At 66.0% G+C, this 20,460-nt stretch carries 19 protein-coding genes and 1 pseudogene; 11 read left to right on the top strand and 9 right to left on the bottom strand.

The features are described 5' to 3' along the window. A partial coding sequence (locus BM388_RS07115) for a transposase (RefSeq protein ID WP_139233903.1) occupies positions 1–328 on the top strand: 328 nt, incomplete at its 5' end. Here the strand turns inward: BM388_RS07115 and BM388_RS07120 are convergent. Beyond that, the gene (locus BM388_RS07120; RefSeq protein ID WP_089848588.1) at positions 325–741 is read right to left on the bottom strand and encodes a VOC family protein; all 417 of its coding nucleotides are present in this window, start codon (positions 739–741) and stop codon (positions 325–327) included. The two genes, BM388_RS07115 and BM388_RS07120, sit on opposite strands and share 4 nt — an antisense overlap. A 517-nt stretch (positions 742–1,258) precedes the next feature. On the opposite strand from BM388_RS07120, the gene BM388_RS07125 reads away from it, so the two are divergent. From BM388_RS07125 to BM388_RS07145, 5 genes and pseudogenes are all read left to right on the top strand, one after another. Continuing rightward, the gene (locus tag BM388_RS07125; RefSeq protein ID WP_089848591.1) at positions 1,259–1,924 is read left to right on the top strand and encodes an ABC transporter permease; all 666 of its coding nucleotides are present in this window, start codon (positions 1,259–1,261) and stop codon (positions 1,922–1,924) included. 38 nt (positions 1,925–1,962) lie between these two features. Then, complete coding sequence (locus BM388_RS07130) at positions 1,963–3,108, top strand: ABC transporter ATP-binding protein (RefSeq protein WP_089848593.1); 1,146 nt, start codon at positions 1,963–1,965, stop codon at positions 3,106–3,108. A 3-nt stretch (positions 3,109–3,111) separates the two neighbouring features. Then, positions 3,112–3,843 carry an ABC transporter permease gene (locus tag BM388_RS07135; RefSeq protein WP_089848595.1) on the top strand — a complete coding sequence of 244 codons (732 nt, stop codon included), beginning with the start codon at positions 3,112–3,114 and terminating at the stop codon, positions 3,841–3,843. 42 nt (positions 3,844–3,885) lie between these two features. Then, positions 3,886–4,748: pseudogene (locus tag BM388_RS18250) on the top strand (glycine betaine ABC transporter substrate-binding protein). Positions 4,749–4,847: 99 nt separating this feature from the next. Further along, positions 4,848–5,690: a nitrilase-related carbon-nitrogen hydrolase gene (locus BM388_RS07145; RefSeq protein ID WP_089848597.1), complete on the top strand. Its 843-nt coding sequence runs from the start codon at positions 4,848–4,850 to the stop codon at positions 5,688–5,690. 65 nt (positions 5,691–5,755) lie between these two features. Here BM388_RS07145 and BM388_RS07150 read toward each other — a convergent pair whose 3' ends face one another. Together BM388_RS07150 and BM388_RS07155 are read right to left on the bottom strand one after the other, a co-directional pair. Then, positions 5,756–6,658 carry an amidohydrolase family protein gene (locus BM388_RS07150; protein ID WP_245781482.1) on the bottom strand — a complete coding sequence of 301 codons (903 nt, stop codon included), beginning with the start codon at positions 6,656–6,658 and terminating at the stop codon, positions 5,756–5,758. 7 nt (positions 6,659–6,665) lie between these two features. After that, the gene (locus BM388_RS07155; RefSeq protein ID WP_245781483.1) at positions 6,666–7,511 is read right to left on the bottom strand and encodes an alpha/beta hydrolase; all 846 of its coding nucleotides are present in this window, start codon (positions 7,509–7,511) and stop codon (positions 6,666–6,668) included. Positions 7,512–7,560: 49 nt separating this feature from the next. Here BM388_RS07155 and BM388_RS07160 point away from each other — a divergent pair, with 49 nt between their 5' ends. Beyond that, complete coding sequence (locus BM388_RS07160) at positions 7,561–8,661, top strand: GlxA family transcriptional regulator (RefSeq protein WP_245781484.1); 1,101 nt, start codon at positions 7,561–7,563, stop codon at positions 8,659–8,661. Position 8,662: 1 nt separating this feature from the next. Here the strand turns inward: BM388_RS07160 and BM388_RS07165 are convergent, their stop codons facing one another. The 4 genes from BM388_RS07165 to BM388_RS07180 form a co-directional block, all read right to left on the bottom strand. Further along, positions 8,663–11,872: an FAD-binding and (Fe-S)-binding domain-containing protein gene (locus BM388_RS07165; protein WP_089848603.1), complete on the bottom strand. Its 3,210-nt coding sequence runs from the start codon at positions 11,870–11,872 to the stop codon at positions 8,663–8,665. A gap of 231 nt (positions 11,873–12,103) precedes the next feature. Continuing rightward, positions 12,104–13,594 carry a CoA-acylating methylmalonate-semialdehyde dehydrogenase gene (locus BM388_RS07170; protein WP_089848605.1) on the bottom strand — a complete coding sequence of 497 codons (1,491 nt, stop codon included), beginning with the start codon at positions 13,592–13,594 and terminating at the stop codon, positions 12,104–12,106. A 125-nt stretch (positions 13,595–13,719) separates the two neighbouring features. After that, on the bottom strand, positions 13,720–15,003 hold the full coding sequence (locus BM388_RS07175) for a M24 family metallopeptidase (RefSeq protein WP_089848607.1): 1,284 nt from the start codon (positions 15,001–15,003) through the stop codon (positions 13,720–13,722). A gap of 105 nt (positions 15,004–15,108) precedes the next feature. Continuing rightward, positions 15,109–15,990, bottom strand: a complete 882-nt coding sequence (locus BM388_RS07180) for a HalD/BesD family halogenase (RefSeq protein WP_089848609.1) — start codon at positions 15,988–15,990, stop codon at positions 15,109–15,111. A gap of 105 nt (positions 15,991–16,095) precedes the next feature. Between BM388_RS07180 and BM388_RS07185 the strand changes: the two genes are divergently transcribed. Next, complete coding sequence (locus BM388_RS07185; protein WP_089848611.1) at positions 16,096–16,980, top strand: LysR family transcriptional regulator; 885 nt, start codon at positions 16,096–16,098, stop codon at positions 16,978–16,980. Between the two features lie 150 nt (positions 16,981–17,130). Here the strand turns inward: BM388_RS07185 and BM388_RS07190 are convergent, their stop codons facing one another. Both BM388_RS07190 and BM388_RS07195 read right to left on the bottom strand, forming a co-directional pair. Further along, a complete protein-coding gene (locus tag BM388_RS07190; protein ID WP_089848613.1) occupies positions 17,131–17,418 on the bottom strand; it encodes a hypothetical protein in 288 nt (95 codons plus the stop codon). 247 nt (positions 17,419–17,665) lie between these two features. Further along, complete coding sequence (locus BM388_RS07195) at positions 17,666–18,628, bottom strand: GlxA family transcriptional regulator (protein WP_089848615.1); 963 nt, start codon at positions 18,626–18,628, stop codon at positions 17,666–17,668. 185 nt (positions 18,629–18,813) lie between these two features. Here BM388_RS07195 and BM388_RS07200 point away from each other — a divergent pair, with 185 nt between their 5' ends. The 3 genes from BM388_RS07200 (at position 18,814) to nfo (ending at position 20,427) form a co-directional block, all read left to right on the top strand. Beyond that, positions 18,814–19,062, top strand: coding sequence for a hypothetical protein (locus BM388_RS07200; protein WP_089848617.1), 249 nt, complete (start codon positions 18,814–18,816; stop codon positions 19,060–19,062). A 145-nt stretch (positions 19,063–19,207) separates the two neighbouring features. Further along, a complete protein-coding gene (locus BM388_RS07205; protein WP_089848620.1) occupies positions 19,208–19,456 on the top strand; it encodes a DUF2188 domain-containing protein in 249 nt (82 codons plus the stop codon). A gap of 128 nt (positions 19,457–19,584) precedes the next feature. Then, a complete protein-coding gene (nfo, locus tag BM388_RS07210; RefSeq protein ID WP_089848622.1) occupies positions 19,585–20,427 on the top strand; it encodes a deoxyribonuclease IV in 843 nt (280 codons plus the stop codon). Positions 20,428–20,460 lie beyond the last annotated feature (33 nt).

Consider the following 20,460-nt stretch of genomic DNA (forward strand, 5'->3'; position numbering starts at 1 on the left):
CCGGGGCAGACCACGTAAGCGCTGTCGATACATCGTGGCCGACAAGGGCTATGACAGTGATCCTCTTCGCCGCTACTGCGACCGGCACCGCATGAAACCGATCATCGCCCGGCGCAAGATGAAGCGAAAGCCTCGACCAGGCGCCCCTCGGGGCTTCGACAAGCCCCGTTATCGAGAGCGCAACATCATCGAGCGCTGTTTCGCGTGGATCAAGGAACTGCGCCGCGTCTGCACCCGCTACGACAAGTTGGCCAGCAGCTTCAGAGCGATGGTATGCCTGGCCTGCATAGATCGTTGCCTACGTGCTGACTTTCCAGACAGAACCTAAGCGACACCATCACTCTGCCCGATCCAGCAGAAGGGGTTGAAGGCTACCTCCCACAGGTGGCCGTCGGGGTCGGCGAAGTAGCCGGAATAGCCGCCCCAGAAGACCGGCTGCGCGGGCTTGACTAAGGTGGCACCCGCGGCCACCGCCTGGGCGATGAGTGCGTCGACCTCCGCCTCGGAGCTCAGGTTATGGGCCAGGGCAACCCCGCGAAAGCCGCTTCCCTCGGCCGGCACGCCGGCGTCCTCGGCGAGCGCCCCGCGGCCATACAGGTCCAGCCAGCTGCCATTGAGCGGAAAGAAGGCCACTTCCGGGGGCGAGTCCATCCGCGGCAGGCCCAGGCCCTGCTCGTAGAAGCGGATCGCGCGCGCCAGGTCGCTGACGCCGAGGGTGATCATGCTGATTCTGGGATTCATGCGGCCTGCTCCTTCGCCGTGGCCTGAGAGACATCACGCCTCAGGGTGGTTGGCCTGGCCAGGCGGCACAAGCCGGGCTTGGTGATGGGGCACAAAAACGCCCGCCCCCGCCAGGCCGGAGCGGGCGTGGTGCTCTGCCACTATCCGCCAATCAGGCCGCTCAGGACGGCTAGCTGAACTGTGCACCCCCCTTGGTGCTGGGCTCAGGCCAACGCTGAGGACTCCCCAGCGGCGGGTGTCGAAGTGCACATCCACGTTACCTGTCGGAACGCGGCATGGAGCCCTCGTCCGCACCCTCTTGTGCTGGCCGAGACGGCTGCTGGCTTGCTCGCCGGTCCAGAAGGGCCATCACCCGATCACGGGCATGCCTGGGAAAGGTGCCGTGCACCGCGCCTCATCGCCCATGGCAGTTTCCTGCTGTTATATGTCGTCTATCTGTCAGTCAACGGTGCTCCATCTCTCTAGCCTGTGTCCTGCACGATTTTTCAATAATCACAACATCAAGCGAGGCTCTTGCATGGATTGGTTCCACTACGCTGTCGGCAACCTCGACCTGCTGATCTCACGAACGCTCGAGCATATCTCCCTGGTTGGAGTCGCCGTGGGCATCGCGACCCTGACCGGGGTCCCGATCGGTATCGCCATCACCAAGAACGAACGTGCGGCCAAGATCGTGCTCTATGTGGCGTCGATCATCGTCACCGTCCCGTCGATCGCACTGTTCGGCATCATGATCCCGGTGCTCTCGCTGATCGGCCAGGGCATCGGCTATCTGCCGGCGGTGATCGCCGTGCTGCTCTACTCGCAGCTGCCGATCATCCGCAACACCTATACCGCCATCAACAACGTCGATCCGGCGTTGCGCGAGGCGGCGCGCGGTATCGGCATGAGCCAGAACCAGCGCCTGCATAAGGTCGAAATCCCGCTGGCCGTGCCGGTAATCATGGCCGGCGTGCGCACCGCGGTGGTGCTCAACATCGGCGTCATGGCGATCGCCGCCTATATCGGCGCCGGCGGCCTCGGCACCTTTATCAGTCGCGGCATCTCCCAGTCCGATCCCCGCCAGCTGATCCTCGGTGCCGTGGCGGTCAGCCTGTTGGCGATCATCGTCGATTACGGCCTGCTTGCCCTGCAGAAGCGCCTGACGCCCAAGGGCATGGAACGCGCCGCTCTCGCCAGCTGACTCTCACGCTATCCCCTATTACAAGAAAGGATGACAGCATGATTCGTCTCGACAACCTGACCAAGGTGTTCGACACCCCCAAGGGCGCGGTGACCGCTGCCGATCAGATCACCATGGAGGTCCCCGCCGGAGAGATCTGCATCCTGCTCGGGCCTTCCGGCTGCGGCAAGACCACCTCCCTGAAGATGATCAATCGCATCATTCGTCCCACCTCGGGCAAGGTGTTCATCAACGGCGAGGATACCACCGGCCTGAATACCCAGGAGCTGCGCCGCAACATCGGCTACGTGATCCAGCAGATCGGGCTGTTTCCCAACATGACCATCGAGGAGAACATCTCGGTCGTGCCGAAGCTCCTGGGCTGGGACAAGACCAGGTACAAGGAGCGCGCCCGCGAGCTGATGCGCATGATCGCGCTGGAGCCCGACGCCTTCCTCAAGCGCTACCCCAGCGAGCTCTCGGGGGGGCAGCAGCAGCGCATCGGCGTCGCCAGAGCACTCGCCGCCGATCCCCCCGTGATGCTGATGGACGAACCCTTCGGCGCCATCGACCCGATCAACCGCGCGGTGATCCAGGATGAGTTCCTGAAGATGCAGCAGGACCTCAAGAAGACCATCATGTTCGTCAGCCACGACATCGACGAGGCGATCAAGATGGGTGATCACATCGCCATCTTCCGCGCCGGCCGGCTCGAACAGTACTCCCGCCCGGATGAGTTGCTGGCCAATCCCAAGGACGAATTCGTCGAGTCCTTCCTCGGCGAAGACCGCGCGCTGAAGCGCCTCAACCTGGTCAAGGTCCGCGACTTGGCCAGCGAGAACGTGGCCACCGTACTGCCGGAAGAGGACCTGCAGACGGCGCTCAATCGCATGGACGATCACGGCTATCCGGGTTCCATCATGATGGTCAACGACCGTCACCAGCCGGTGGGCGTCGTCCAGCGTCCGGTGGCCCAGACCACCAAGGGCTATTGCCGCGATCATTTCGAGACCGTGCCCACCATGGCGCGCCTGGATGACGACCTGCGCAAGGTGGCCTCGCTGATGTTTGCCCACGACATGACCTGGCTGCCATGCGTGGACGACAACGGCCGGCTGTGCGGCCAGATCACCCAGCGTGCCATCACCCACCACCTGGGGTCGCGCTATCGCGTCCAGCAGGCCGAGACCATCGCGGAGGTGTGAGTCATGCCGTTGCAGAATATGCGAGGCGCGCTGCGCCTGTTGCTGATCATCTTCGTCTTCGTCGCCGGCGTCTGGGTGCAGGCCAGCGGCACCATCGAAGAGCTGCTGTTCTACCTGCCCGACGTCAAATATCTGGTAGGCCAGCACCTGTGGCTGACCGTCATGTCGGGGGGGCTTGCCATCCTGGTCGCCATTCCGCTGGGCATCGTGCTCTCCCGGCCGAGCATGGCGCACCTCGCCGAGTCGGTCATGCAGGTGCTCAATGTCGGCACAACCATTCCGACCCTGGCGGTGCTGGCGCTGTCCATGAGTTTCCTCGGCATCGGCACACTGCCGGCGGTATTCGGGCTCTTCGTGGCCACCCTGTTGCCCATCACACGCAACACCTATGCCGGCCTCAAGGGGGTCTCCCCCGCCCTGCGGGAAGCCGCCTCGGGCATTGGAATGGCGCCGCTCCAGCGCCTGTTCAAGGTGGAGCTGCCCAATGCCCTCTACGTGATCTTCGCCGGCATCCGCACCGCGCTGACCATCAATGTGGGCACCGTGCCGCTGGCCTTCCTGATCGGCGCCGGCGGCCTAGGCGAGCTGATCTTCACCGGCATCGACCTCTACGACCCGTTGATGATGCTGGCCGGCGCCATTCCCACGGCGCTGCTGGCCATCTCGGTCGATGCCCTGATCGCCACCACCGCCTTCGCGGTAGTACCCCGTGGCGTCAACCCGTCGCGGGCCTGACGCCTCTCGACCTGCTCAACAATCACAACCAGGAGCCACACCATGAAACGACTGATCGCCCTGCTGTCCAGCCTCACCCTGGCGGGATCCATGACCACCGCCCACGCCGATGAGATCGTGGTCGGCGGCAAGAACTTCACCGAACAGCAGATCCTCGCCAGCATGACCGCCCAGTACCTGGATGCCCTGGGCTACGACGTCGAGAAACGTGCCGGCATGGGCTCCGCGGTGCTCCGCCAGGCTCAGGAGAACGGCCAGCTCGACCTCTACTGGGAATACACCGGAACCTCGCTGATCAACTACAACGACATCAGCGAGTCGCTCACCCCGGAAGAGACCTACCAGCGCGTGAAGACCCTCGACGCCGAGAAGGGCCTGGTCTGGCTGGAGCCCTCCGATGCCAACAACACCTACGCCCTGGCCATGCGCGAAGAGACCATCGAAGCCACCGGCATCGACAGCCTCTCCAAGACGACGAGGCGCTGACCTTTGCCATGAACGCCGAGTTCTACGCCCGCGAGGACGGCTGGCGCCCGCTGCAGCAAGCCTATGATTTCCGCGTCAGTCGCGGCGACATCAAGCGCATGGACTCCGGCCTGGTCTACCAGGCACTGCGCGATGGCCAGGTCGATGTGGGCCTGGTATTCGCTACCGATGGCCGTATTCCGGCCTTCGACTTCCAGGTACTCAAGGACGACCAGGACTTCTTCCCCGCCTACGCCCTGACGCCGGTGGTGCGCGAGGAGACCCTGGAGGCCAACCCGAAGCTGGCCGAGCAGATGGATGCCCTCTCCTCACTGCTCGACGACCAGACCATGGCCACTCTCAACGCCCGGGTGGACGTGGAGCGCGAGACCATCGAGGACGTGGCCCAGACATTCCTGAGCCGCAACGACCTGATCTAGCGCCACCCGGTCCGCAGAGAAACCTCTCATCCCACCGCCCCGAAAAGGCCGCGCCATGCGGCCTTTTCGCCGTTTCGCCTCTAGTACGGAGCCCCCGACATGCACTACCAGGATTCGCTTCGCGTCGCAGCCGCCCAGATCAACGCCAGCCTCGGCGAGGTGGATGCCAACCTCCAGCGCCATCTCGAGGTGATCGTCGAGGCCGCCGCGCACGGCGTCGAGCTGCTGGTCTTCCCCGAACTCTCGCTAACCGGCTATGGCCTGGCCGGCAACGTCATGCAGGTGGCCATGCCGCTGGAAGACCCGCGTCTCGCTCGGCTGGCTGAGGCCTGCGGCGCGATGCAGGCGGTCGTCGGTTTCGTCGAGGAGGCCAGCCCCGGCGAATACTACAACGCCCTGGCCATTCTCCAGGGCGGCGAGATCCTCGCCGTGCATCGCAAGCTCAACCTGCCCACCTACGGCGGCCTCGAGGAAGGCAAGTGGTTCAGCCACGGCAGCGAGCTCACCCAGGCCAACGTGCGCCGCGGCTGGTCGGCCACCCAGCTGATCTGCGCTGACCTTTGGAACCCGGCGCTTGTGCATGCCGCCCTGCTGCCGCGCCCCACCGTGCTCTGTGCGCCGATCAACTCGGCCTCGGGCATCGTCAGCGAGGACTTCTCCAACGAGCAGAATTGGCTGCTCAACGTGCGGTTCTACGCCATGACCTATGGCACCCCGGTCATCATGGCCAACCGCTTCGGCCCGGAGGGCGCCAGCCACTTCTGGGGCGGCTCGCGCATTCTCGGCCCCCGCGGCGAGGTGCTGGCCGAGGCCGAGGACCGCGAGATGCTGATCACCGCCACCCTGTCGCGCACGCATATCGCCAAGGCGCGCTTCGAGCTGCCCACCCATCGCGATGCTGACACCCCGCTGGTCCGCGAGCTGATGGCAGGCTACCGGTGAGGCAACATCGTAAAAGGCCGCTCGCCTGGGGCGAGCGGCCTTTTACAAGGGCAAACCAGCAGGGATCAGTCTCGGAAATAGAGTCGCTGCGGATTGTCGACCAGGATCTTCTCGCGAAGCTCGGCGCCGGGCGCCCAATCGGCGAGGGCATCGAGCAGCGGGCCATCGTTGGGCATCGGCACCGGGATATGCGGGTGGGGCCAGTCGGAGCCCCAGACGCACCGCTCGGGATTGGCCTCGATCAGTCGTCGGGCAAACGGCACGACGTCGTCGTAAGGGGTCTGTCGCTGACCGGTGATGCGATAGGCCCCGGAGAGCTTCACCCAAGCATCACCGCGCGCCATCAGCCGGCACAGCGCCTTGAAGCCGGGCTGGTCGATCCCCCGGCCGCAGTCCATGTGTCCCATATGATCCACGACGACCGGCACGGGCAGGCGCGCCACTCGAGCCTCGAGATCCTCGAAGGCGGATACGTCGACCAGGAACTGCAGGTGCCAGTTGCGGTCCGCGAGCCGCCCGGCGAGGGACTCCACGTCACCCCAGGCGATGCCGCCCTTGAACAGCAGATTGAGGCGCACGCCCCGGAAGCCGTCGGTGGCCAGGGCATCCAGCTCCTCGTCGGCGACCTCACTGTCGACCACCGCGATGCCGCGGTAGTCGTGGCCGTCGTCACGCAGGGCCCGCACTGCATCCCGGGTCGCTGAGTTATCGAGGCCGTAGACGCTCGGCTGGACCAGCACGCCCCGCTCGATGCCCAGGGTGCGATGCAGGTGGCGATACTGCTCGAGGCTGGCCTCCGGCGGCGTGTAAGTGCGCTTGGCCTGGAAGGGATAGCGGCTCGCCGGCCCGAAGACGTGGGCGTGGCAGTCCACCGCCCCCGCAGGGGCGATGAAGCCAGGGGCACGCGGTGCCGGGTCCATGGGATCACAGTAGGGAATCATGGCATCACCCGATTCGAGGCTCGTCATGTCGACGTCAGGCCACGGCCTGCTGGCTGACCGGCGACCAGATCGTCTCCTTCAACCACATCGCCACCTGGCCGGCGAAGGTCTGGAACTTGGGATCTTCGTCCAGCATCCACTCGGTGTGGCCGCCGTTGGGGAGCAGGTACATCGCCTTGGGTCCCGGATAGGTGGCGTACAGCGACTGTGCCTCGGTGACCGGATGGAGGTCATTCTGGCCGCCGTGGGCGATCAGCAGCGGCGTGCGCGCGAAGCGCTGATCGATGTGCGACTCCGGGCGGAAGGCGATCAGCGAGTCGGCGAAGTCCAGGTCGGAGGTCAGCCCGTAGCCCGGGTTTTGCCACAGCACCTCGTCGACGTAGCCCTTGGAGATCGGGTCCAGCGGGTAGATGTGGTGGGGATCAAGCTTCTGGGCCTCGCCGCCCTGGGCCAGGCGACGACGCTCCTGGTTGAGAAACTGCCGGAACTCCTTCCAGCCGAGCTCACCGCGCAGCGCCTTCTGTACGCGCACGGCGTCGAAGAAACCGTTCATGCTGATCAGGCCGTCGATCAGGTCCTCGGCTTGACGGAAAGCATCCAGCACCAGGCCACCGGCCATTCCCCAGCCAGCCAGCACCAGCTTGCGACCTTCCTGATCGGCGCGGGCCCGGACAAAGGCTACTACATTGGCGATATCGCGGACCTGCTCTTCCAGCAATACCTTGCCACGCGCGCCTTCGCTTTCACCGAAACCGCGGTAGTCAAAGCCGAAGCAGAGGAAACCCCGCTTGGTCAGAAAGCGGGCGAAACGCTCGGGGTGAATATCCTTCAAACCGGTAAAACCCGAGCAGACGATGACGATGGGTGAATCCTCGCTCACGACACCATCTTCCCAATAATAGGAACCGTCGAGTTTGAGGCCATCGCTGATGACTGAAACGCTTTCTGACTGCATGATTCTCTCCAGGGATTGTTTGTTGGCGCTGCCCTTATCGGCATTGACATCTTGCGATAAGCCTCGCATCGTTAAGAACATCGACACGACAAAAAAGACAAGGATCATGACACCCTCACATGATGACGCCCCACCCTTCACCGTGGGTTTCCTGCTCTTCCCTCACTTCGCCATGCTGTCATTCAGCTCGGTCATCGAGCCGCTGCGGATCGCCAACCGCCTGAGCGGTCAGTCGCTATATCGGTGGGAGCTACTCAGCCTCGACAACCAGGTCGTGGAAGCCAGTAACGGCATCCCCTTCACGCCGACCCTGGACCACGATGAGTGGCGACGCCTGGATGCCATCATCCTGGTGGCGGGCACGGGCACTAGCCTCATCGCGAGCGACAGGCTGTTCAAGTGGTTGCGCGAGGTGACACGCAGTCGGCGACTGCTGGGCTCGACCTCCACCGGTAGCATCCTGCTGGCCAAGGCCGGCGTGCTGCGCCACAAGCGCTGCACCATTCACTGGGAGGATCAGGCCAGCCTACAGGAGGAATATCCCGACCTGCTGGTCACCAACGAGCTCTTCGAGATCGAGGAGAACATCCTGACCTGCTCGGGAGGCACGGCAGGACTCGACATGATGCTCTCGCTCATCGATCGCCAGCAGGGCAGCGACCTCTCGAAACACATCGCCGATCAATGCATTCACCCCGACATCCGCCCCGCTCATGACAAGCAGAGAATGTCATTGGAAGAGCGCCTGGGCATTCACAATCCGGCACTGGCGTCCGCGATACATGTCATGCATTCACATATCGAGGACACCATCAATTGCGAACAACTCGCCGGGCTCGTCGGCATTTCTCATCGTCAACTCCAGCGACTCTTCAAGGAAAATTTCGGCATGACGCCGGCGGCCTATTATCTCGACATGCGGCTGGAACATGGCGACAACCTGCTCCGCAAGACCTCGCTGGACATCATCAATATCGCCACCGCTACCGGCTTCTCCTCCACATCGCATTTCAGCAAGTGTTACCGCAAGCGCTACGGCCTCGCTCCCCGCGAGCGCCGCAAGGCCCGTCACTGATTCACGCGGCCCCTCGCAGCACCTCCAGCAAGCCCTGAAGCGGATGGGCCAGGGTCGCATCCGACAGTCGCTTGACCTGGCTACGACAGGAGTAGCCGGTGGCCAACAGGCGGCCGGCATTGACCGGATCTTCTACCTGCGGCTGCCAGGACTGGGCGTAGATGGCCTGCGAAGTGTCGCGATTGCGCGCCTCGTGGCCATAGGTGCCGGACATCCCGCAGCAGCCGCTCGCCAGTACCTCCAGCTCCAGGCCGAAGGCGGCGAACACCCGCTGCCAGGCCTTGGGCGTGACCGGAACGTTGGTCTTCTCGGTGCAGTGGGCAAGCAGCCGGAAGCCAGGATCGTCCAGCCCCCGCGACTCGGGGGCCAGCGCCGAGGCCCGCTCCACCAGCCACTCGGGCAGCAGCTGCACCTCGGGAACGGCGTCCGCGCCCAGGGCCGTCACGTACTCCTGGCGGTAGGTCAGGGTCATGGCCGGGTCGATGCCCACCAGCGGCACCCCGAACTCGGCCAGCGCCTGGAGCCGCGCGGCCTGCCTCGCCGCGGTGCGCTCGAAGGCGCCGAGGAAGCCCTGGACGTGGAGCGGCTTTCCATTGGGGGCAAAGGGCGCGATGAAGACGCGCACGTCGAGGCGCCGCAGGAGTTCGACGATGTCCATGACCAGCCGGGACTCGAAATAGCTGGTGAAGGCGTCCTGCACCAGCACCACGCTGCGGGCCTTCTGGTCACCGGTGAGCCGGCCTAGCGTCGTGGGGGTCGCCTCGGCGACGCCCCAGGCGGCAAGCTGTTTCCTGAGGCTCGCCCGGGACAGGCGGGGGCTGTCGACCATGCCCACGGGGCCGGCCAGAAGGCGATCCACCAGGCGATTGCTCAAGGCGGCGTTATAGAGCGGCGCGACCCGTGACAGGGCCGGCACCATGAATTCCAGCCCGCCGATCAAGTAGTCGCGGACCGGGCGCAGGTAGCGGCCGTGATAGACCTCCAGGAACTGCGAGCGAAAGGCCGGCACGTTGACCTTCACCGGACACTGGCCGGCGCAGGACTTGCAGGAAAGACAGCCGGCCATGGCCTCATGAACCTCATGTGAGAAGTCCGCCTCGCCGCGCCGCCGGGCCAGGGTGTTCCTCAGGCGCCTCGGGAACGCCTTGACGAAGCCCCAGGCGCCCTCTCGCCGCTGCCGGCGCGACGCCTCGAGCACGTCGACACCGGCCTGGCCCTGCAGGCGCAGCCATTCACGCATCAGGCTGGAACGCCCCTTCGGCGAGTGGATGCGCTGCCGGGTGGCCTTCCAGGAGGGGCACATGGCGTCATCCGGGTCATAGTTGTAGCAGGCGCCGTTGCCGTTGCAGTAGACGGCATCGCCGTGAGCCTGCCAGACCCGCTCGTCGATCTGGCGATCGAGCTGGCCGCGCAGCGGCACGCCGTCGATGGCCAGCAGCCCCGGGTCGACCCACTTCACGGCCTGCTCGTCGACGCCATGCGTCTCATGATCGGCTGCGGGCGCCCACCCCGCGGTTTCGGGCGGGGTAGAGAATTCCGCGTCCTTGGGCGGGCTCCCCACGGTGTCGGGTGGGAGAGAAGGAGCGATCGGCGTGGCGATCTTGCCGGGATTGAGCTGGTTATGCGGGTCGAAGGTGCCCTTGAGCCGCTGCAGACTGGGATAGAGCGGGCCGAAGAAGGCCGGGGCGTACTCCGAGCGCACGCCCTTGCCGTGCTCGCCCCACAGCAATCCACCGTACTTCCGGGTCAGCGCGGCCACCTCGTCGGAGATATCGCGGATCAGCGCCACCTGAGCGGGGTCCTTCATGTCCAGCGCCGGGCGCACGTGCAGTACCCCGGCGTCGACGTGGCCGAACATGCCATAGTCGAGCTCGCGGGCGTCGAGCAGCGCGCGAAACTCGGCGATGTAGTCGGCCAGGTGCTCGGGAGGCACCGCGGTGTCCTCGACGAAGGGCAGCGGGCGCCGTTCACCCTGAACGTTGCCGAGCAGGCCCACGGCGCGCTTGCGCATGGCGTAGACCCGGGTGATCGCCTCGCGGCCATCGGCCCGCGTATGGCCCAGGCGATCGACGCTGGCGTCATCCTCGAGATGGCGGCAGAAGGCCTCGATCCGAGCGGAGAGGCGCGCGGGGTCGTCGTCATTGAACTCGACCAGATTGATACCGTGGGTCGGCATGCTCCCGGCATTCGGGAAGAACTCATCGACGCTGTCCCAGATGAAGTCCTGCTGGGCCAGGCCCAGCACGGTGTCGTCTACCGTCTCGATGGAGGTGGGCGCCGCAGTGGTGGCCATCAGCGCCTTGGCATCGCGCAGGGCGTCCATGAAGCCGGTGTAGCGCACGTTGACCAGGGTCGAGTGGGCCGGGATCGGCAGCACATTGAGTACCGCCTCGCTGGTGAAGGCCAGCGAGCCCTCGGCGCCGCACAGCACGCTGTTGAGGTCGAACTTGCCGTCCGGCGTTCTCAAGTGCGCCAGATCGTAGCCGGTCAGGCAGCGGTTGAGCGGCGGGAAGGTCTCGCGGATGCGCGCGCGCTCGGTGTCGATGATCTCGCGGGCCATCCGATGCACCCGGCCCAAGGCGTCGTCGCGTGCGCACAGGGCGTCGAGCTCGGCCTCGTCGACCGGCCGGCTGATCAGGCGCTCGCCGCCGAGCAGCACGCTGTCGAGTTCGAGCACGTGGTCGCGGGTCTTGCCGTACTCACAGCTGCCCTGGCCGCTGGCGTCGGTGGCGATCATGCCGCCGATCGTCGCGCGGTTGGAGGTGGAGAGCTCCGGGGCGAAGAAGAGGCCATGAGGCTTCAGCGCGGCGTTGAGCTGATCCTTGACCACCCCGGCCTGGACGCGCACCCGGCGATTCTCGACATCGATATCGAGGATGGCGTTCATGTGCCGGGAGACATCCACCACCAGGCCGTCGGTCAGCGACTGGCCGTTGGTCCCGGTGCCGCCGCCGCGAGGCGCCAGTACCACGCGGCGAAACTCGTCGCGTCCGGCGAGTCGGGCGAGGCGCTCCAGGTCGTCGGCGCCCTTCGGATAGAGCACCGCCTGAGGAAGACGCTGGTAAATCGAGTTGTCGGTGGCCAGCACCGTGCGGTTGGCGTAGTCCGGGGCGATATCGCCCGCGAAGCCGGCATCCGTCAGGGCCTCGAGGAAGTGCAGGTAGGGAGCATACCGATCCTGACGGTCGTCGGGGGCGAGTCGAGCGATCATGGTAGGGGTCGACCGGGCAAGAATGTGCGGCCCATCAAACCACGGCCCCCCTTCTATCGAGCGGCAGGAAGACGCCACCTCGGGACACTTTTCCGACATCCCGTGTCGGCCGGAAACGACGACGCCCCCGCACCGAAGGGCGCGGGGGCGTCGTGTGTATCGGCCCGCCAGGGTGCCGGAGAGACACGGTCAGTCCGACACGGTCAGTCCGACACGGTCAGTCCGACACCATCAATTTGACGGGAAGTTGAACTGGGCGCTCTCCTGGACGCTGCGCTCGGGCCAGCGCTGGGAGACGGCCTTGCGGCGGGTGTAGAAGCGCACGGCATCCGGGCCGTAGGCGTGCAGGTCGCCGAACAGCGACTCCTTCCAGCCGCCGAAGCTGTGGAAGGCTACCGGCACGGGCAGCGGCACGTTGATGCCGACCATGCCCACCTCGATGGCATCGGCGAAGCGGCGCGCGGCCTCGCCGTCGCGGGTGAACACGCAGGTGCCGTTGCCGTACTGGTGGGCGTTGATCAGCGCGATGGCCTCCTCATAGGTGTCGACGCGCACCACGCAGAGCACCGGACCGAAGATCTCGTCGCGGTAGATGCCCATCTCCGGGGTCACCCGGTCGAACAGGGTGGCTCCCAGGAAGTAGCCCGGCGACTCATCGACCAGCGGATGGGTACGGCCGTCGACCACCAGTTCGGCGCCGGCGGAGGCGCCCTGCTCGATGTAGCCGGCGACCTTGTCGCGATGGGCGGCGTTGACCAGCGCGCCCATGTCGAGGCCACGCTCGGTGCCCGGGCCGATCTTGAGCGTGCGCGCCTCGGCGGCGAGCTTGCCGACCAGGGCATCGGCGGTGTCGTCGCCGACGCAGACGGCCACGGAGATCGCCATGCAGCGCTCGCCTGCGCTGCCGAAGGCGGCCCCGATCAGGGTGCTGGCGGCGTTGTCTAGGTCGGCATCGGGCAGCACCACGGCGTGGTTCTTGGCGCCGCCCAGGGCCTGGACGCGCTTGCCGTTCTCGGCGCCGCGACGATAGATGGACTTGGCCACCGGGGTGGAGCCGACGAAGGAGAGCGCCTTGACGTCGGGTGCGTCGATCAACGCCTCGACCGCCTCGCGGTCGCCGTGCACCACGCTGAAGATGCCCCGGGGCAGGCCCGCCTCGTCTAGGAGCTCGGCCATCTTGATGGCGGCCGAGGGCACCTGCTCGGAGGGCTTGAGGATGAAGGCGTTACCGCAGGCGATGGCCATCGGGTACATCCACAGCGGCACCATGGCCGGGAAGTTGAACGGCGTGATGCCGGCGACGATGCCCAGCGGCTGGTGGTTGGACCAGGTGTCGATGCCGGGGCCGGCGTTGTGGGAGTACTCGCCCTTGAGCAGCTCCGGCACGCCGCAGGCGTACTCGACGTTCTCGATGCCGCGCTTGAGCTCGCCCATGGCGTCCTCGAGCACCTTGCCGTGCTCCTCGGCGACCAGGCGGCATATGTCGTCGGCGTCGCGCTCGAGCAGCATCTTGAAGCGGAACATCACCTGGGCGCGCTTGGCCGGCGGCAGGTCGCGCCAGGCCGGCTGCGCCTCTCGGGCGGCGGCGATGGCGCGCTCAACGGTGGCCACATCGCCCAGGGCGACGCGGCGGATCGCCTCGCCGGTCGCCGGGTTAAACACGTCGATCCTGCGCTCGCCGGCCACGAGGTCGCCGGCGATCCAGTGGTTCACGTCTGTCATGGGGTCTCTCTTTATCAATCGGAACGTCGGGCGATCACGCCGCCCGCTGATGCGGTGTTCTCAAGGGCCCGAAGAGAGGGACCCGGAGCCCCCCTCCCCGCCGGGATGAGATCAAGGAAGTCGTCTCAGACCTCCCGGTCGAGCAGCGCCTCGTCGAAGGAGTAGCGCGAGAGCTTCTCGATGCCGGTCTCGGTGACCAGCACCTCCTCCTCCAGCTTGACGCCGTCGGCGGCGCCGACCTCGCCGATGTAGCTCTCCACGGAGACGACCATGCCGGGCTCGAGGATGCCGTCCTTGGAGAAGCGGTCGAAGTCCATGTGGTGGGCGACCAGCGGCGTCTCGCCGTGCATGCCCACGCCGTGGATGATCGACGGGTAGCGGCGGTCGAGGAAGCGCTCGGGGATCTTCCAGGCGCTCTCGGCGATCTCGCGGTAGCTCATGCCGGGCTTGAGGATGCCCATGTTGTGGTGCACCTGGTCGTAGGCCATGCGGTAGAGGCTCTTCTGGTAGGCGCTCGGCTTGCCCGGGCCGACGTGGAAGGTGCGCGAGAAGTCGGAATAGTAGCCGTGGCAGCCGATGGTATCGGTGTCCAGCGCCACCAGTTCGCCGGGGCGGATCACCCGGTCGCTCGCCTCGTTGAACCAGGGGTTGGTGCGCGGGCCCGAGGAGAGCAGGCGCGTCTCGATGAACTCGCCGCCCTGCTTGATGATGTTGCCGTACATGGTGGCGAACAGGTCGTTCTCGGTGACGCCGGGCTTGATGGCGGCCTCCACCTCGGCCACGGCGGCCTCGGCGCCGGCCATGGACTGGGCCAGGCAGGCGATCTCTTCCGGGGTCTTGATGCGCCGGCAATGCAGCGTGTCCTGCATGCAGTCGTAGACCTCGAGCCCCTGGGCCTCCAGCGAGCGCGCCAGGTTCAGGGCGCAGCGATCCAGGCCGATCTTCCTGTTGCCGCGGCCGTACTCCTCCATCAGCTCGGCGATCTCGATGCCGAAGGGGTCGGACGACATATTGTCGCGCTGGTTGACCGCCGACCAGACCACCTTGGAGGTGCGCGCCTCGTCGATGGTCTCGAGCCAGGTCGAGACGTGGGCGCTGCCCGGGTATTCGAAGAGGATCACCGGGCCGTCGAGCGGCACGTAGATATAGCGGGTGGAGTTGCGCAGGAAGTAGCCGAACATGTTGCGCGAGCCGGTAGCGTAGCGCTGGTTGTAGGGGTCGAACAGCACCACCGCAGCATAGCCCTGCTCAGCCATCATGGCGCGCAGGCGCTCGAGGCGGCCGGCCCGCAGCTGCTTGGGGTCGAAGGCGGTGGGGATGCTGTCGCCGTTGGCCATGGGGGCCGAGGGAATGACCGGGATCTGGTCCGGTTCGTTGTCGGTCAGCTTCTCGAAATCCACGATGCTCATGTCAGGGTCTCTCTTGTGGGGCTCGCGTCAGGGTCTATCTCGGGCGTGTCGTCGAGATTGTCGTTCTCGGGCGGCGCCCGGAATACGGCGCCGCGTGCAGCGAGGTCAATCGGCCAGGCTGTCGGTGCGCTCCATCCCTTCCTCGAGCAGGCGCTCGTGGATCGGGGCCATGCGACCGAAGATGCGCTGGGCGCGCTCGGGGCGGCCGATGAAACCGGGCTCCTTGGCGTAGGCGAAGATCACCGTGTGGCGCTCCTTGTCGCCCTCCACCGGGGTGACCCGGTGCAGCGAGTAGCGGCCGAAGAAGACCTGCAGGTCGCCGGGCTGAAGGTCCAGCGACTTGAGCCGCGAGCGGTCGCCGTCGATCACCCGCTCGACCTCGTCGAAGTTCTCGCCCTCGGGGCTGCGGATGCCGGGGGCATACTCGAAGCGTCCGCCGCCGTGGGACTGGCGCGTCATCATGGTGACGATGAATTCGTTGGTGTCGTAGTGCCAGGGGTGCTGGCAGCCCTCGCGCAGCACGTTGATCACGAGCCCCGCCAGCGGGTCGGCGTAGGGGTGGATCTCCTCCTGCTCCACCACGCTTGCGATGAAGCGCTGGAAGCCGTCGTGCTGGTAGACCCGGCGGATGATGGTGTCTTCGTCGATGCAGTCACCGGCGACGAAGCCGTTGGTGCGGTCGTCGAAGCGGTTCTTGGGGTGACTGTCCGGCAGGTCGGGGTCGCCGGCGCTGTTGTAGGGGTTGGTCTCGGTCTGGTTGTAGTGCGCCTCGGGCGAGAGCCGCTCGGTCTCACGCTCCAGCCGCGCCAGCGCCTCATCCGGCACGAAGCCCTTGAGCACCACGCAGCCATCAACGCCCAGCTGGCGGCGGCACTCGGCGATCATCTCGCGGCCGCGCGGGCTGCCGAGGTGGTGGATCGGGTAGCGCTCAAGGTCGATCAAACCGTGAAGTGAAGCGTCGTCTTCCTGAACGAGGGCGTCTTGCATGGCGAGTCTCCTGCCTGATTCATAACGTCTGGACAGGGTAGTCAGCCGAGTTTAATAATAGAAATGAATGGTTCAGATAAAATACATTGCAAAGGCTCATAGATCATGGACACCGACCTGCTCCGCGCCTTCGTCACGGTGGCCGAGTGCGAAGGCTTCAGCGCCGCCGGCAAGGTGCTGCACCGCACTCAGTCGGCGGTCAGCCTGCAGATCAAGCGCCTCGAGGAGCAGATGGGCGAGACGCTTTTCGAGCGCACCAGCCGCAGCGTGGTGCTCACCACGCCGGGCGGCCGCCTGCTGCCCTACGCCCGGCATATCCTCAAGCTGCAGGACGAGGCACGCCAGGTGATGGGCGTGGATCGCCAGGGCGAGCTGATTCGCCTCGGCACCTCGGAGGAACAGGCCAGCACCTATCTGCCGGAGCTGCTGCCGCGCTTCGCCGCCCGCTTCCCCGAGGTGCGCCTGGAGGTGATGTGCGGCATCAGCGGCTCACTGGTCAACGACTTCCAGGAGGGGCTTTTGGACGTCGCCCTGGTGGTGCGCCACGGCCCCACTCACACCGGCCGGCTGCTGGGCCGTGAGCCGATGGTCTGGGTGGTGGCCGAAGGCCGTTCGATCGACGACTGGGAGACCCTGCCGCTGGCCCTGAACCCCGAGGGCTGCACCTTTCGCGCCCACGCCTTCGCGGCGCTGGGGGCCTCGGAGCGGCGCTGGGACGTGCGCTACGCCAGCCAGTCGCCCACCGGCAACAACCTGCCGGTCCAGGCGGGGCTCGCGGTGACCGTGAAGACGCCGCGCAGCATCCCCGAGGGCTGCCGCATCGTCGGCGACGACGAGGGCCTGCCTGAGCTTGGGTACGTCGAGATCGAGCTGCACCGCACGCCGGGCGTTTCAAGCGATGCCTTCACCGCCTTCTGCGATGAGCTGGAGGCGATCGTCACCGGCACCGACTCGCTGGAGTCGCTCGAATACGTGACGGGCGCAGGCTGAGAAAGCCGAGATACGGCGAGAAAGACCGTTGGAGTAGCTGCGGGATACCAAGGAGGGATTCAGGAAATACCAAGGGGGATTCAGGGGACAGAAAACGAAAAATCCCCGGCTGCGCCGGGGATGATGATCAACGCAAGACTAGCCGAAGGATTACTCCGGGTTGACCGAATCCACGCCGCTATCCGGGGCGACTTCGTCGTCGTCCAGGGAAGCGTCATCCGGCGTTTCAACCTCGACCTCATTGGCGCTGTCGACACCGCCCTCTTCGACGACGGCGCCTTCTTCCAGCATGCCCTCATCGGTGGTCGTGGTTTCACTGACCTCGTTGGCGGAGTCGACGCCGGTCGGCATCTCTTCAGTGTGGTGCTCCGCAAGGGCGGCACCAGAGAACATCATCATCAGAGTCAGAGCTGAAGCAGTGGTCACGACGCGATTCATATAGTGAACCTCTCATTCAGTGAATAGAACTTCGATGCATCCTTCGTACTTGTACGAATGCTGTACACAACCTATTCAAGTATTAGACATAACGCAACCCCTCGATCTTGGGGCATATTTAACGCACACCCTCGGGACACCCCGCCGACGGCGAGAGTTCCTGACACGACGAGAGGGGAATGGCTGACACCACGGGACGGTCGACGACAGATGCCAGCAGCGCATACTCAGCGGCGATAGCAGGCGGCTACTGGCGGCGCACCTGCCGTGGCGTTGTCCCGAAGTGCGCCTTGAAGGCGCGCGCGAAGCTGGAACCGGAAGTAAAGCCGCAGGCCAGCCCCACCGAGAGCACGTCCATGTCCGTCTCCACCAGCAGCTGACGGGCCCGTTCGAGCCGCAGCTTCAGGTACCAGGCTCGAGGGGAGCTATCGAGATGCTGCTCGAAGAGGCGCTGCAGCTGGCGAGGCGAGACCCCGCTGCGGCTGGCCACCTCGGCGAGCGACAGCGGCGCCTCCTGATAACGCTCCATCAGCGCGACCGCCTCGACCAGGCGGCGGTGGTGCACTCCGAGGCGCCGGGCCAGCGACATGCGCTGCTGATCGCGCCGGGTGCGAATCCGCTGGTGGATCAGCTGTTCCGAGACGTCGATGGCCAGGCGTGAGCCGTGTCGACGGGCGATCACTTCCAGCACCATGTCCATGGCGGCGGTGCCGCCGGCGCAAGAAAAACGCCGCTTGCCCAGCTCGAAGAGCTCGTCGGAGGTCTCGATGGCCGGAAAGCGTTCCTGGAAGGCCGGCAGGCTCTCCCAGTGCAGCGTGACTCGCTCGCCCTCCAGCAGGCCCGCCTCGGCGAGCAGGAAGCCGCCGGTGTCGAGGCCGCCGAGCACGCAGCCGGCCTGGTCCAGGCGGTGCAGCCAGGCCATCAGCGGGCGGCTCAGGGTGTCTTCGGGGCCGAAGCCGCTGCACACGGCGAGCGAGGGCAGATGGTGCACCTCGCCGATGCCGCGATCGGCGAGCAGGGTCATGCCGTTGGAGGCCGTGACCGGCGCCCCGTTCTCGCTGATCAGCTGCCAGTCGAACAGCGGCCGCGCCGCGATCCGGTTGGCGATACGCAGCGGCTCGACGGCCGAGAAGAAGGCCATCATCGAGAAGCGCGGCAGCAGCAGGAAGCCGACGGCTTCAGGCAGCAGCCCATGGTAGTCCAGACGCAAGGTACGACTCCTTTCGAACGATCGGCCCCCCTTCGACAACGGGGCGCGCGACCGGTATGCGTGTCCACGGCGATGAGGATACCCGCTGTGCGGCGAGCGATCACGAAGCGAGAGCCCATCCCCTCGCACCAGGGGTGGCCCGGCGGCTAGACTGAGCGCCAGAGTTCCCAACGCGAGGCGTCGCCATGTCTGACCACGAGAAAACCATCCTGGCCTTCGATGAGGCCGGTAACGAATACTTCATCGACATGTTCGTCAGCGTCCGCGATCTCTCCGGCCTGCAGCACGCCGGCGCGACCGGAAGCGGCCTGCCCGCCTTCCGGACCCGCGAGGGTCATGCGGTCACCCACCTGGGCGGTGGCGAGTTTGCCGTGACGGTCCCCGGGGAGGAAGCATCGCTTACCGTCAGGACGCAGGATTCCGACTTCGTGTGAAGGATCGGCGGCGCCGTACGACGTCGCCCTCAGGCAAGCGCATGACGCCCTCGCCCCTCCGAGAGCCCCTCCGCCGCCACGTGAAAGGCTATACTGAAGGATGCGCCAGTTCGGCAGCGCCCACCTCACAGGAGGGACGAGAGTCATGCCTTCATCGACGCATCACGTGTCACCCAACCCCAAGGGGGGCTGGAGCGTTCGCCGGCGCGGAGGTCAGCGCGCCAGCCGTCACTTCGCCACCAAGAAGGCCGCCGAGGCATACGGCCGGCAGGTCAGCTTCAATCAGCAGACCGTGCTGATCGTCCATCACGCCGACGGTTCCACGTCCTCCTCTAACGAGTCATCCTCCGATCGGCCGAAAACGCGCCGGCGGACCTCGACCCAGGAACACTGACCCGCCTCGGTGCCTCCGCCACTCTGGCAACACCAACGTCAAGGCCAACGTCCATCCCCCGCCACGCCGCGCTGAGGTAGACTCTCCTGCATCATGCGTCACTGATCTAACCGGCGAGGGGAACACCCATGAACTATCTCGGCGCTCACGTCAGCGCAGCGGGCGGGGTCGACAAGGCGGTCGAGCGGGCCGTGGCGATCGGCGCCGACGCCTTCGCCCTGTTCACCAAGAACCAGCGCCAGTGGCAGGCAAAGCCGCTGGCCGACGCGACCATCGAGGCCTTTCGCGCAGCCTGCGAGGCCCACGGCTTCGGCCCCGGCCAGATCCTTCCCCACGACAGCTACCTGATCAACCTGGGCCATCCGGAGGCCGAGGGGCTCGCCAAGTCGCGCGCCGCCTTCCTCGAGGAGTTTCGCCGCTGCGAGCAACTCGGGCTCTCGCTGCTCAACTTCCACCCCGGCAGCCACCTGAGAAAGATCAGCGAAAGCGACTGCCTCGCCCGCATCGCCGAGTCCATCAACCAGGTGCTCGCCGAGACCCAGGGCGTCACCGCGGTGATCGAGAACACCGCAGGCCAGGGCAGCAACCTCGGCTGGCGCTTCGAGCAGCTGGCCGAGATCATCGATCAGGTCGACGACAAGAGCCGCGTTGGGGTATGCATCGATACCTGCCATGCCTTCGCCGCCGGCTATGACCTGCGCACGTCCGACGCCTGCACCGCCACCTTCGACGAGCTCGACCGGGTGGTGGGCCTTGGCTACCTGCGCGGCATGCACCTGAACGATGCCAAGAGCGAGCTCGGCAGCCGCGTGGATCGCCACCACAGCCTGGGCCAGGGCAACATCGGCCTGGCGGCCTTCACCACCCTGATGCGCGACCCGCGCATCGGCGGCATCCCCATGATCCTCGAGACCATCGATCCCTCGATCTGGGCCGAGGAGATCGCCTGGCTGCGTGCCCAGGCGGGTTGATCGCCTGAAGGGCGGCGCTCAAAGGGGGGCACT

Source organism: Halomonas saccharevitans, assembly GCF_900116405.1.
Taxonomy (GTDB): Bacteria; Pseudomonadota; Gammaproteobacteria; order Pseudomonadales; family Halomonadaceae; genus Halomonas; species Halomonas saccharevitans.

What these genes read in the sequence shown, in the direction of transcription:
- BM388_RS07200 (WP_089848617.1), top strand. Translation starts at nt 18,814, where the DNA reads ATGTCTGACCACGAGAAAACCATCCTGGCCTTCGATGAGGCCGGTAAC.
- BM388_RS07135 (WP_089848595.1), top strand. Translation starts at nt 3,112, where the DNA reads ATGCCGTTGCAGAATATGCGAGGCGCGCTGCGCCTGTTGCTGATCATC.
- nfo (WP_089848622.1), top strand. Translation starts at nt 19,585, where the DNA reads ATGAACTATCTCGGCGCTCACGTCAGCGCAGCGGGCGGGGTCGACAAG.
- BM388_RS07145 (WP_089848597.1), top strand. Translation starts at nt 4,848, where the DNA reads ATGCACTACCAGGATTCGCTTCGCGTCGCAGCCGCCCAGATCAACGCC.
- BM388_RS07175 (WP_089848607.1), bottom strand. Translation starts at nt 15,003, where the DNA reads ATGAGCATCGTGGATTTCGAGAAGCTGACCGACAACGAACCGGACCAG.
- BM388_RS07170 (WP_089848605.1), bottom strand. Translation starts at nt 13,594, where the DNA reads ATGACAGACGTGAACCACTGGATCGCCGGCGACCTCGTGGCCGGCGAG.
- BM388_RS07205 (WP_089848620.1), top strand. Translation starts at nt 19,208, where the DNA reads ATGCCTTCATCGACGCATCACGTGTCACCCAACCCCAAGGGGGGCTGG.
- BM388_RS07120 (WP_089848588.1), bottom strand. Translation starts at nt 741, where the DNA reads ATGAATCCCAGAATCAGCATGATCACCCTCGGCGTCAGCGACCTGGCG.
- BM388_RS07180 (WP_089848609.1), bottom strand. Translation starts at nt 15,990, where the DNA reads ATGCAAGACGCCCTCGTTCAGGAAGACGACGCTTCACTTCACGGTTTG.
- BM388_RS07160 (WP_245781484.1), top strand. Translation starts at nt 7,561, where the DNA reads ATGACTGAAACGCTTTCTGACTGCATGATTCTCTCCAGGGATTGTTTG.
- BM388_RS07185 (WP_089848611.1), top strand. Translation starts at nt 16,096, where the DNA reads ATGGACACCGACCTGCTCCGCGCCTTCGTCACGGTGGCCGAGTGCGAA.
- BM388_RS07190 (WP_089848613.1), bottom strand. Translation starts at nt 17,418, where the DNA reads ATGAATCGCGTCGTGACCACTGCTTCAGCTCTGACTCTGATGATGATG.
- BM388_RS07165 (WP_089848603.1), bottom strand. Translation starts at nt 11,872, where the DNA reads ATGATCGCTCGACTCGCCCCCGACGACCGTCAGGATCGGTATGCTCCC.
- BM388_RS07130 (WP_089848593.1), top strand. Translation starts at nt 1,963, where the DNA reads ATGATTCGTCTCGACAACCTGACCAAGGTGTTCGACACCCCCAAGGGC.
- BM388_RS07150 (WP_245781482.1), bottom strand. Translation starts at nt 6,658, where the DNA reads ATGACGAGCCTCGAATCGGGTGATGCCATGATTCCCTACTGTGATCCC.
- BM388_RS07125 (WP_089848591.1), top strand. Translation starts at nt 1,259, where the DNA reads ATGGATTGGTTCCACTACGCTGTCGGCAACCTCGACCTGCTGATCTCA.